Raw genomic sequence first — 11,162 nt, 5'->3', positions numbered from 1 at the left:
GTCATACGAGCGCTCGTATGACCAGTCTCAGACCCGAAAACTTCCCGCACCGCCTGCGTCCTCGTCAAAGACGACAAGAATCCCAGCTACAGCCGGACGGGCAAGGCGGCCCGCAGGCCACGCTTACAGCGGAAGCTGATCCAGCCCCCCAGGAAGTCGGAGTCGGTGTAGCCGGCCCGCGTCAGCACCGAGCCTGCCGCCAAGTGCTCGTAGCGTCCCGTCAGGGAGACGCGCGGCGACAGGCTGTAGATCGCCTGCAGCCGGGCGACGTCGCCGACCTTGTGCCCGCCGACCAGCTCGGTGCCGGCAAAGGCCGTGCCGTTGGCCCGGTACACGGCGTCCGCTGCGGAGTCGCGCCAGCTCAGCTGGTACTCCGCGGTCACGCGCAGCTTCTCGAGCGGGGTGAAGGTGACGTTGGGCGCCAGTGCCACCAGGTTGGTCGGCGTCAGCGCCAGCTGGTAGCTGTAGTAGACGTTGTTGCCGAACGGGGCGAGGGCGTTGCGAAGCGTTCCCTCGCCATAGGCGCCGCCGCCGGTCGCATAATCGACGTGGAAGCCCACGCGTGGCGCGCTGCTCCCGCTCCCGATGCGGTAGGTCTGGGCAAGGAGCAGCTGCCACGCGTCGATGTTCCGGTTGCCGAAGCTGCCGCCTTGATGATTGACCGTCCAGTCGAGCGTCAGCGGACCCGCCTCGCCCCACAGGTGCGCGCCCTGATAGTGTCGCTCCTCGCGAGCCGTTACGCCTCCCCAGGAAGCATTCTCGTCGCGCAGCCGCCAGATAAACGGATCCAGGTACAGCTTGGCGCCCTCTGCCACCGGCGGCAGCACGATCCCGAGGGTGATCCCTGAGAAGCGCTGGCCGTCGTCCACGCGATCGTCGCCGGTGCCCTCGGTGCCCAGGCTGGTGAACTTGAAGTCGAACACATCGGCCCGTACCCGCCGCCCCCGCACCCAGGCGCGGGCGCCGTTCAGGACGAAGCGGATGGTGTTGTTGTCGCGCTGCGAGGTGAGGAGGTTGGGGCCGTCGGTGAACTCCTGCCGGCCATAGCGCACGCCCACCGCCGCGCCCGCGACCCGGGCATTCCCTTCGACGAACGCCTGCTGCACGACGAGGTCATTGCGCAGGTTCGCCGCCACCGTCCCCAGGTTGCGTCCGTCGAGCCCGCCGTGGGCGATCTCTCCATAGGCGCGGAAATGCGGCCCCACGTGCAGATCGGCGCCCGCGACGATGCGGTTGATGTCCTGGCGTTGCGCGCTGGCTTCGCGAAGACCGGGGTTGGTCGTCTCGTTGACCCGAAGCCGCAGTTCGCCCGACAGGGTCAGGTAGACATCACCGTTGCTGTCGATCGCCAGGCACTTCAGCCGGTCCAGCGGATCATCGCGCTTCGCCGGATCGCAAAGGCTGCGCCAATTCTCCGCCCAGCGGGACAGGTTATAGCCTTCACTCGTGGCGCCCTCCCCAGTCGCCGCGGAAGGATAGCTGTCCGCTACCGGGGTCGCTGGGGTGGGGCTCTGACGCGTCTCCTTGGGCGCCGGGCTCGTCTGCGCCTCGGCACCCGCGGGAAGAAGCGCCACGACCGACGCAGCGCCAACGGCGTACCGCAACAGGCTGCTCATGAACCGCCTCCGGCCGTTATGCTGCAGGAATGGTGGCGGGATCGACCTCGTCGACGCGCGGCATTTCGCCGCGCATCGCCGCATCGAACCGCTCCCGGTCGAGCGCACCTTCCCAACGCGATACCACTACCGTTGCGACCGCGTTGCCGATGAAGTTCGTCAGGCTGCGGCACTCGCTCATGAAGCGGTCGACGCCCAGGATCAGTGCCATGCCGGCGACGGGCACCGAGGGCACGATCGAGAGAGTCGCCGCGAGCGTGATGAACCCTGCGCCCGTCACGCCGGCCGCCCCCTTGGAGGAAAGCATCGCGACGCCCAGCAGCAGCAGCTGCTCGCCCAGCGACAGGTGCACGCCCGTCGCCTGCGCGATGAAGAGCGCGGCGAGCGTCATGTAGATGTTGGTGCCGTCCAGGTTGAACGAATAGCCGGTCGGCACCACAAGCCCTACGACCGACTTCGGACAGCCGGCGCGCTCCATCTTCTCGATCAGCGCGGGCAGGGCGCTTTCGGACGACGAGGTGCCCAGGACCAGCAGAAGCTCGGTCTTGAGATAGCCGATCAGCCGCAGGATCGAAAACCCGCACAGCCGGGCAACGATGCCCAGCACCCCGAGCACGAACAGCAACGAGGTGAGGTAGAAGGTCGCCACCAGCATCGCGAGGTTCGCAAGCGTGCCGAGGCCATAGGCGCCGATGGTGAAGGCCATCGCGCCGAATGCGCCGATGGGCGCCGCCTTCATGACGATCGACACGAGCTTGAAGACGACGACCGACACCTGGTTCACCAGGTCGGTGATCCCCTTGCCGCGATCCCCGACGAGCGCGAGGCTCACCCCGAACAGGATCGAGACGAACAGGACCTGGAGGATGTTGTCCTGCACCATCGCGGAGAAGATGGTGTCCGGGATCATCGCCATCAGGAAGCCGATGAGCGACGTCTCGTGGGCCTTGGCGGCGTAGCCCGCGACCTTGGCGGGATCCAGGGTGGCGGGATCGATGTTGAGCCCCGCGCCCGGCTGCACGACGTTCGCGACGATCAGGCCGACGATCAGCGCCATGGTGGAGAAGAACAGGAAGTAGGCGAACGCCTTGGCGGCGACTCGCCCCACCGAGCCGAGGTCGCGCATGCCCGCGATCCCCGACACGATGGTCAGGAAGATGACCGGTGCGATGATCATCTTCACCAGCTTGATGAAGGCGTCGCCCAGCGGCTTCAACGCGGCACCGGCCTCGGGGACGAAGTGGCCCAGCATGACGCCTGCGAAGATCGCCGCCAGCACCTGCACGTACAGGTGCGCGTACCACGGACTGCGCGAGACCGGCTGTTCACCGGGGGCGGGGGCGGGGGAGGGCAACATCATGAACCTTTCATCTTCTTCCTGCAGTTCCACGCGCAGGCGGTCGAGAGGCCAGGCCGGATGAACGTTCCGGCAGCCCTTCACAACAGCGATAATCTTTATCGGTGAATGGCCGAACATTGCTGATGCCGACCCGTTCCCACCTCTCGCTGGTCTCTCCATCCCGCAGCGCGCTTGAGCAGGCGCCACTTCCCCGGCTAGGCACGGCTTCCTCTTGTTACAGGTGAGCACATGCCCGGTGGACTGGTTGCCCTTCTCGACGATGTTGCTGGCCTCACCAAATTGGCTGCGGCGTCGCTGGACGATGTCGGTGCCGCAGCCGGAAAGGCGGGATCCAAGGCGCTGGGCGTGGTCGTCGACGATGCCGCGGTCACCCCGCGCTATGTCACCGGCCTGACGCCCCAACGCGAACTGCCGATCATCGGCAAGATCGCCCTTGGCTCGGTGCGGAACAAGCTGCTGATCCTGCTGCCTGCGGCACTGCTCCTGAGCGCCTTCGCTCCTTGGGCCATCACGCCGTTGCTGATGCTGGGGGGGGCTTTCCTCTGCTTCGAGGGCGCGGAGAAGGTGCTCGGTGCGATCAAGGGCGAGCATCATGACGCGGCGCCCGTCGAGGAAGGCTTCGTCGATGCCAGCGCGCTCGAGAAGGCGAAGGTCGGCGATGCGGTCCGGACCGATCTGATCCTGTCTGCGGAGATCATGGCGATCGCCCTCGCCGACGTGGCGGAGTCCTCGATCCTCACCCAGGCGCTGGTTCTGGTGGTGGTCGGCCTCGCGATCACCGTTGGCGTCTATGGCGTCGTTGGCCTGATCGTGAAGCTGGACGACATCGGGCTGCACCTGGCCCAGCGGTCTTCATCCGGCGTGCGCGCGCTTGGACGCGGCATGGTCAAGAGCATGCCCGTCATCATGCGGGTCCTCTCGGTCGTCGGCACCGCGGCGATGCTGTGGGTCGGCGGCGGCATCTTGTTGCACGGCGCCGAGGTGCTCGGCTTCGCGGCGCCGGCGGAGTTCGTCCACCATCTCGCCGAAGCCGTCCATCACGCGGTGCCGCTTGGCGGCGTCGTGGCATGGTTTGTGACGGCGTTGTTGTCGGGCGTGCTGGGTGTGGCCGTCGGCGCGATCATCGCCACAGCGGTCCACAAAATCCGCCACTGAGAACGGCCCTGGAAGCCGCGCCCGTTTAGGGCGCGGCAGCCGCGGGGGCGGACCAGCCGAGGCCGAGCGACTTCTGAAGCGCGACATAGTCGGTGGTGAGGCCGGCGGTGGCGACGGACAGCTGCTGCTCGGCGGCGACCCGCTGGCGCTCCACGTCGAGCGTGTCGATCAGCGTAGCGGTGCCTGCGCGGAAACGCTGCTGCATCAGCGTCGAGGCACGGTCTGCCGATGCCTTTGCCCGCACCAGGCTGACGAGCGTCTGCCGCCGCGCACCGAAGCGGGCAAGCGCGTCTTCTGCATCGCGAAGCGCGCCGAGCACCGCCTGGCGGTAGCTTGCCTCCGCCTCGTCGCGCTCGCCCTCAGCCTGTTCGACGCGAGCGCGTCCCCGGCCGAAATCCAGCAGGTTCCACTGGAGCATCGGGCTCGCGAGGGTGAGCAGATTGTCCGGGTCGACGACGTCGGCGATGGAGGTGCCGCCCAGCCCGAGCATGCCCTGAAGGTTCAGGCTCGGGAAGCGTGCTGCCTCCGCGACTCCCACCCGCGCGGTGCGGGACGCAAGCTGGCGCTCCGCAGCGCGAATGTCGGGGCGGCGTTGGAGCAGCGACGTCGGGTCGCCCACCGCAACCTGTGCCGGCACCAGCGGGATGGGGGCAGGCGCCTTCAAAACATCGTCCAGCGCGCCCGGAGCCTCGCCGACCAGAACGGCAAGGGCGTTCAGGTAGCTCGCCACTTCCGCGTTGAGCGGCACCAGCTCGGCATCGGTGTTCTCGACCTGAAGGCGGAGGCGCTCGACGTCGAGTGCCGAAACGGTGCCGCGGGCGTAGCGCTCTTCGGTCAGGCCGAGGATCCGGCGCTGCATCTCGGAGGAGCGCTGGGACAGCGCAACGCGCGCCTGGCGGTCCCGCAGCGCGACATAGGCCTGCGCCACCTCTGCGGTAAGCTGCACCTGAGCATCCGCCAGATTTGCTTCGGCACCCTCCGCGGCCGCGCGCGCCGCCTCCACCGTGCGGCGCCGGCGGCCGAACAGATCGATCTCCCAGCTCGCGTCGAATCCCAGATTGAAGAAGTCGACACCGATGCTGTCGCCGTCGGCGATGCCTTCGCCCGCGCCCGTGTCGGGATTTTCGCCGCCTCCGGAGCCCTCGGTCAGCGAACCCAGGTCAATGCCCGGGAGCTCTGCATGCAGGTAGCTGCCGCTGGCGTTGGCGCTCGGCAGGCGGTTCGCGCGCTCGAGGCGCAGTGCGCCACGAGCCTGACGGACGCGGGCCTGGGCGACGGCGATGGACGGATTGGCTGCAAGCGCGCGCTGCTCGAGCGCATCGAGCTGCGGATCCCGAAGTGCCGTCCACCAGTTCGCGACGCCGGGCACGGCCGCGGCCTGCACCGCGTCCATCGCCCGAACGAACCCTGCGCCGGGAGCACTCGACGGCGTGGCGGGCGGGCCTGCGTAATCGGGCCCCATGGTGCAGGCGGCGAGCGACAGGGGAAGGACGAGAAGGGGCAGAGTGCGCATGAGCGAGCCTCTAGTGACCAGCGGCAAGGGAGACGCCCTTGGGAAGCGGGCGGAGGAACAGGACCAGCGGCATGACGAACAGAATGCCGACGGCGAGGAGCCAGAACAGGTCGTTGTACGTCATCACCAATGCGTCGCGCTGGATCGTCTGGGCGACCGTCCGCAGGGCGGCGTCGGGGCTGCCCAGCGCCTGGCCCAGCCCGGCGAGGTAGCTTTGCACGTCGACCGAGTTGGCGTTGAACGTCTCCTCGATGCGGCGCATGTGAAGCCAGTTCCGCTGATCCTGGAGGGTCGCGATGGCAGCAAGTGCCAGCGATCCGCCGATGTTGCGCGCGGCGTTGAAGATGCCCGCGGCGTCGCCTGCATATTGCGGGCTCACCGACGATACGGCTGCCTGGTTCAGGAACAGGAAGCCGAGGATGGTACCCACGCCCCGCAGCAGCTGCGAGTCGACGAACGCGCTTCCGGTGGACTCTGCGGTGAGTGCGGTGTCGATCCAGCAGCTGCCCGCCAGGATCGCCAGACCGGCGCCTACCGCGATGCGGATGTCGATGTGCCGGATCATGAACGGCGTGAACGGCATCAGGATCATGCTCGGGATACCCGACAGCAGCACGATCTTCCCTGACTGGAGGGCATTATAGTCGGCGATCGCCGCCAGGAACTGGGGGATCACGTAGGACGTCCCGTAGATCACCATCCCGATGACGACGCCCATCAGGGCTACGCTGCCGAACTGGCGGTCCAACAGGAGGCGCAATCGGATCACCGGCCGCTGGGCTAGGAACTGGCCCGCGAAGAGGAGGACGAAGCCGAGGATCGAGACGGCCGTCAGCTGAAGGATCTCGCTGGACTGGAACCACTGCTCCCGCTGCCCTTCCTCCAGCACGACGGTGAGCCCGCCGAGCCCCAGGGCCAGGCCGAGGATGCCAAGCCAATCGGCGCGGAGGAGGTCGGCGAGGTGCGCCTTCTGATGCGGAAGGCCGATCAGCAGCAGCGTCACGAGCAACACGCCCACCGGCAGGTTCAGGAAGAAGGCGTAGTGCCAGCTGATGCTTTCGGTCAGCCAGCCACCGATCAGCGGCCCGAGCACCGGACCCAGGATGGCGGTGACACCGAACATCGCGGTGCCGATCGGCTGCTGGTGGGGCGGAAGCCGCGTGGCGATGATGGTCATCGCCGTAGGGATGAGCGCGCCACCGGTGATACCTTGGCCGGCGCGGCCGATGATCATCATGGTCAGATTGGTGGAGATGCCGCACAGCATCGAGAATGCGGTGAACAGCACCGCCGCGAGGAGCAGCAGCGTCCGCAGCCCCAGCACCCGCTCCAGCCAGGCGGACAGCGGGATGATGATGATCTCCGCCACCAGATAGGAGGTCGCGATCCAGGTTCCCTCGGTCCCGCTGGCGCCGATCTCCCCTTGAATGGTCGGAAGCGCCGAGTTGACGATGGAGATGTCCAGGGTCGCCATGAGCGCGCCAAGGCTGCCGGCGAACACCGCCAGCCACGCAGCGGCGTCCGCCTTCGCCGGGGCGCCTCCGGCAGCGGCGGCAGGCTTAGTCATGGCCCCGCTGCTCGTTGTAGCGTTCCTGCTCCTGCTTGATCCGGTCCCGCGCGTCACGCGCAGAGCGGGTGTCGACCGTGGGGCTCACCGACATGCCGGGAACCAGCAGTTTCAGGGTCTCGGGGCCGGCATCGATTGCGATGCGCACCGGCACGCGCTGAACGATCTTGGTGAAGTTGCCCGTGGCGTTCTGCGGCGGCAGCACGGAGAACTGCGCTCCTGTACCGGGGGACACGCTCTCGACGCGGCCGTGGATCTCGACGCCGGGGAGCGCATCGACCTCAAGCTTCACGGGCTGGCCGACGCGCATCAGGCCGAGCTGCGTCTCCTTGAAGTTCGCCTCCACATAGAGCTGCGTCGTGGGCACGATCGACATGGTTCGGGTCGCAGGCTGCAGATACTGGCCGACCCGCACGGTCTTGTCGCCGATCCGGCCGTCGATGCTGGCCCGGATCAACGTCGAGCCCACGTCGCCCTGCGCGCTTTCGAGCTGCGCTCGCGCGGCATTTCCCTGCGACAGAGCCTGGGCGACCTGCGCGTTCAGCGTGCCGACCCGGCGGCGGGCACTGCTCAGGGCCGCCTCGGCGCTGGCGAGCTGCGCATTGGCCTGCCGCGCTTCGTTCTCCAACTGCGCCAAACGTTCGCGGCTCTCCGCCCCGCTGGCCGCAAGCGGCCGATATCGCGCAACCTCGGCATTGGCGAAGCCGGCGCGGGTACGAGCGGCGGCGACTTCCGCCTGCGCGCGCTCGATCGCGGCGTCCTGTTCGCGGATCTGGGCTCGGACGCCCTCCGCATTGGCTTCGGCCACGTCGATCTGCGCCTGGAACTGCTGGGCTCGCGCACGATAGTCGCCGGGATCGATCTGGAGCAGCGGCTGGCCAGCACGGACCTGCTGGTTATCGGCGACGAACACCCGCTCCACATAGCCTGCGACCTTGGGCGAGACGATGACGGCATCGGCCTGGATATAGGCGTCGTCCGTGCTCTGCATGAAGCGGCCGACACTGCGATACTGGATGAACCACAGCAGCCCGCCCACCAGCACGATCCCGAGGATGATGATCAGGATGATGCGGATCATGCGCTTCTTGCGGGGAGATGGAGGACTGCTCTCGTTCTGCTCGTCCTCACGGCCCGCGTCCTGCGGCGCATCGGTCGGCTGCTCGTGTCGGTCGGCCATATACCTGCCCTGGCTATCCTAAACTGACGCGGGGACCTGCTCGCTGTTGCAGCGCAAAGCAAGCCTCTTTATGGAGGGCCCTCACAAAGTGTCCGACACCAACAGCCTCGTCAGCGACTTTGGTCGCTTGTTCCTCCGCTTGCGGCGGATCGCGGACGCGCACCTGGCGGAACAGGGCGTCTCCCTCGCGCGGATGAAGCTGCTGATGTACCTCCGGTGCGAACACAACAGCGCCCGTGCCGCCGACATCGCGAGCGTCTTCGGGCACTCGCCGCGTACCGTGAGCGAGGCGATCGCTACGCTGGAACGGGACGGACTGGTTCGACGCACCCCGGATTCGGCCGATGGTCGCGTGAAGCGCGTTTCCCTGACGGCGGCTGGAGAGGCGGCTATCGCGGCGGCAGAACCGCTGCGGTTGCGACTCGACCAGGCGATCTTCGGGGCCTTGGACGCGGAGGAGAGGTCCCAATTCCGGCGCGCGTTGGCAAAGCTCGACCGGGTAGCGGATGCACTGGAGGCACAGGGCGGCTTGGACGAACGGGCCCGACCCGCAAAGGGAGCGCCGAAGGCTTAGGCCGCGGCGTTCAGCTGCCGCAGAAGCTGGAACGGGTTGAACGGTTTGCTCAGGTACAGGCTGCGCTCGGGCAGTTCCGAAGCGCTGGGGCGCAATGCTCCTGAAGCGATTACCAGTGACACCGGCGGGTATCGGTCACGAACATGGTGGGCAAGACGCAGGCCGTCCATCGACCCTGGCATCTGAATGTCGGTGAGGACGATCGAAATGGAGGGATCTTCGTCAAGGACCGCGATCGCCTCGTCGGCGTCGCCAGCCTCGATGACGCGGTACCCGGAGGCTTCGAACAGATCGGCCAGTTCGAGCCGGAAAAGTACTTCATCCTCTACGATGAGGATCGTTCGTGGATTGATCGGCGCGCGCTGCCCCATCAGTCCACCCGATCCGTCGCAATCGCATCGGCAAGCGGCGCGTCGAGCGTGAGAACGACGCCCTCGGGCAGAAAGTCCAGCGTCACATGAGCTCGGAAATAGGCCTTCAGCGATCGCTCGATCATTACAGAACCAAAACCTCTTCGGGGAGGAGGCGTGACATCCGGCCCTCCCGTTTCACGCCAGGTCAGCAGCAAACGCGGATGGTCGGGGATGGCTCCGTCTGCAATCCACCATTTCAGGGCCACTTCGCCGGTTTCGTTCGAAAGTGCCCCATATTTGATCGCATTGGTGGTGAGTTCGTGAATCGCGAGCGCGAGTGCCAAAGCAGCCCGTGGATTGACCGCGACACTCGGACCATCGACCTTGATACGGCGGCTGAGCGCGCCGTGCGGCCTCAGCACCGTCGTGACCAGGGCGTGGAGCTCCGCCGTCTGCCAGGAAGTCGCGGTCAGGATATCCGTCGCACGTCCAAGGGCCACCAGGCGGGCACTCACTGCTTCTCCCGCGTCCTCGAGCGTCTCGGCCTGCCGGATGGATTGGGCGGCGATCGCCTGAACCATGGTCAGGACGTTCTTGAGCCGGTGACTCAACTCGTTGTTGAGCAGGCGCTGCTGGAAGCGCGCCCGCTCGATTTCAGTGAAATCCCGCATCACGGCACCATAGCCGATCAGGCTGCCGTCCTGTTCCTGGACGCGAAAGCCCAGATAATGGACCGGGATGCGTTCACCGGTGCGGAAATGACGCAGGTTCATCTCGCCGCTCCAGCTGCCCGCATCGCGGATCGCCGGAAGAACCTCTTCCACCAGTCGTTCGACGTCTGCCGGCCAGATGTAGTCGAGCATCCGGGTCTCGCCCACCGTTTCGGGCGAGAGGCCGACCATGTCGCAACCGGCTGGGTTCAGGAATTCCACCCGCTGGTCGAGCGACGCCACGCCGATGAAGTCCGCGCTGTTCTCCACCACGCGCGCCAGCCGATTGCGCTCGCGCTCGCTCGCACGCTTGGCGGTGATGTCGCGCGCGACCAGCAGCACCTGGCCGCTCAAATTTCGGTCCTGCAGGATCGGGCGGACCGAAACATCCCACCAGCGCAGCGAACCGTCCCCGATCCGTGCCGGGGCAGCGAAGTTGGTCTCATGACCTTCGGACGCTGCGGCGATCGCCCCGGAAGCACGATTGCCATCCACCTCCCGCCAAAGCATCCGCCATGGTGTGCCGCGAACGTCCGCTTCGTCGCGCAACCCCAGGGCCCGGTGGCCGTTCTCCGTCACGAAGAGAACGTTGGCCTCGCGGTCGAGCACCACGATGCAGTCGCCCGAGCTGGAAAGAACACCGGAAAGAAAGGCTTCGCGCGCGGCGAGTTCGTCACGTGCGGACTGCGCATCCTGCATCAATCGATTAACCCGCGCGAAGGACGCGCGCAGCTCGGATGCAAGAAGTACGATGCCGACCGCCACGACCAGGAAGGCGCCGGAGGCGATCCATTGAAGCGGATTGAGGCCCAGAAAGCCGCTCGGCCCCGCGATCGACCATCCTGCCAGGACCGCCGAGAGGAAAGTTGCGTACAAGCCGACGTTGCGGCCGAAGGCCAGCGCAAGCAGCAGGATCGCCGGCATGAACAAGAGCCACGGCAGCAGCACGGTGACGAAAAGCACCCGCACCAGCGTCACCAGCACGATCGCCGCGGTAGCAATCGCGAACTGCACCACCGGCGGCAACGGGCGCCGGATCGAGAAGAAGAGAAACTGCTCGAAGAAGCGGGTCAGCTTGGAAGGCGGCATAGGCGGCAGCATGGTTCCGCGTGGAGGACCATCCTGCCACCGTGT

The 11,162-nt window shown here is 66.9% G+C and carries 9 protein-coding genes; 2 read left to right on the top strand and 7 right to left on the bottom strand.

The genetic code is table 11. The features are described from left to right. Positions 1-86: 86 nt before the first annotated feature. Positions 87-1,616, bottom strand: a complete 1,530-nt coding sequence (locus VPH46_RS01680; RefSeq protein WP_416608322.1) for an alginate export family protein — start codon at positions 1,614-1,616, stop codon at positions 87-89. 16 nt (positions 1,617-1,632) lie between these two features. Continuing rightward, positions 1,633-2,973 carry a dicarboxylate/amino acid:cation symporter gene (locus VPH46_RS01675; RefSeq protein WP_416608345.1) on the bottom strand — a complete coding sequence of 447 codons (1,341 nt, stop codon included), beginning with the start codon at positions 2,971-2,973 and terminating at the stop codon, positions 1,633-1,635. A gap of 231 nt (positions 2,974-3,204) precedes the next feature. On the opposite strand from VPH46_RS01675, the gene VPH46_RS01670 reads away from it, so the two are divergent. Continuing rightward, positions 3,205-4,131 carry a DUF808 domain-containing protein gene (locus tag VPH46_RS01670; RefSeq protein ID WP_416608320.1) on the top strand — a complete coding sequence of 309 codons (927 nt, stop codon included), beginning with the start codon at positions 3,205-3,207 and terminating at the stop codon, positions 4,129-4,131. A gap of 25 nt (positions 4,132-4,156) precedes the next feature. Here the strand turns inward: VPH46_RS01670 and VPH46_RS01665 are convergent, their stop codons facing one another. From VPH46_RS01665 to VPH46_RS01655, 3 genes are read right to left on the bottom strand one after another with little or no spacing between them, the layout of a single operon-like run. Beyond that, a complete protein-coding gene (locus tag VPH46_RS01665) occupies positions 4,157-5,644 on the bottom strand; it encodes an efflux transporter outer membrane subunit (RefSeq protein ID WP_416608319.1) in 1,488 nt (495 codons plus the stop codon). Between the two features lie 10 nt (positions 5,645-5,654). Continuing rightward, positions 5,655-7,211, bottom strand: a complete 1,557-nt coding sequence (locus VPH46_RS01660) for an MDR family MFS transporter (protein ID WP_416608317.1) — start codon at positions 7,209-7,211, stop codon at positions 5,655-5,657. After that, positions 7,204-8,391 (bottom strand): HlyD family secretion protein, encoded by a 1,188-nt coding sequence (locus VPH46_RS01655; RefSeq protein WP_125959676.1) that lies wholly within the window; start codon positions 8,389-8,391, stop codon positions 7,204-7,206. Before VPH46_RS01655 ends, VPH46_RS01660 begins: the two co-directional genes overlap by 8 nt. Before the next feature lie 46 nt (positions 8,392-8,437). On the opposite strand from VPH46_RS01655, the gene VPH46_RS01650 reads away from it, so the two are divergent. After that, positions 8,438-8,965 (top strand): MarR family winged helix-turn-helix transcriptional regulator, encoded by a 528-nt coding sequence (locus tag VPH46_RS01650; protein ID WP_416608314.1) that lies wholly within the window; start codon positions 8,438-8,440, stop codon positions 8,963-8,965. On the opposite strand, the gene VPH46_RS01645 is transcribed toward VPH46_RS01650, so the two are convergent. Together VPH46_RS01645 and VPH46_RS01640 are read right to left on the bottom strand one after the other, a co-directional pair. Next, positions 8,962-9,336 (bottom strand): response regulator, encoded by a 375-nt coding sequence (locus VPH46_RS01645; protein ID WP_416608312.1) that lies wholly within the window; start codon positions 9,334-9,336, stop codon positions 8,962-8,964. The two genes, VPH46_RS01650 and VPH46_RS01645, sit on opposite strands and share 4 nt — an antisense overlap. Next, a complete protein-coding gene (locus VPH46_RS01640; RefSeq protein ID WP_416608310.1) occupies positions 9,336-11,045 on the bottom strand; it encodes a PAS domain S-box protein in 1,710 nt (569 codons plus the stop codon). Before VPH46_RS01640 ends, VPH46_RS01645 begins: the two co-directional genes overlap by 1 nt. Between the last annotated feature and the right edge of the window lie 117 nt (positions 11,046-11,162).

The organism is Sphingomonas sp. MJ1 (PH-R8), assembly GCF_048058635.1.
In the GTDB taxonomy this organism is placed as follows: domain Bacteria; phylum Pseudomonadota; class Alphaproteobacteria; order Sphingomonadales; family Sphingomonadaceae; genus Sphingomonas.
This window is presented reverse-complemented; position numbering and strand designations above follow the sequence as displayed.

Coding starts and splice junctions, on each gene's coding strand:
- VPH46_RS01680 (WP_416608322.1), bottom strand. CDS start 1,616: ATGAGCAGCCTGTTGCGGTACGCCGTTGGCGCTGCGTCGGTCGTGGCG.
- VPH46_RS01660 (WP_416608317.1), bottom strand. CDS start 7,211: ATGACTAAGCCTGCCGCCGCTGCCGGAGGCGCCCCGGCGAAGGCGGAC.
- VPH46_RS01675 (WP_416608345.1), bottom strand. CDS start 2,973: ATGTTGCCCTCCCCCGCCCCCGCCCCCGGTGAACAGCCGGTCTCGCGC.
- VPH46_RS01670 (WP_416608320.1), top strand. CDS start 3,205: ATGCCCGGTGGACTGGTTGCCCTTCTCGACGATGTTGCTGGCCTCACC.
- VPH46_RS01645 (WP_416608312.1), bottom strand. CDS start 9,336: ATGGGGCAGCGCGCGCCGATCAATCCACGAACGATCCTCATCGTAGAG.
- VPH46_RS01665 (WP_416608319.1), bottom strand. CDS start 5,644: ATGCGCACTCTGCCCCTTCTCGTCCTTCCCCTGTCGCTCGCCGCCTGC.
- VPH46_RS01655 (WP_125959676.1), bottom strand. CDS start 8,391: ATGGCCGACCGACACGAGCAGCCGACCGATGCGCCGCAGGACGCGGGC.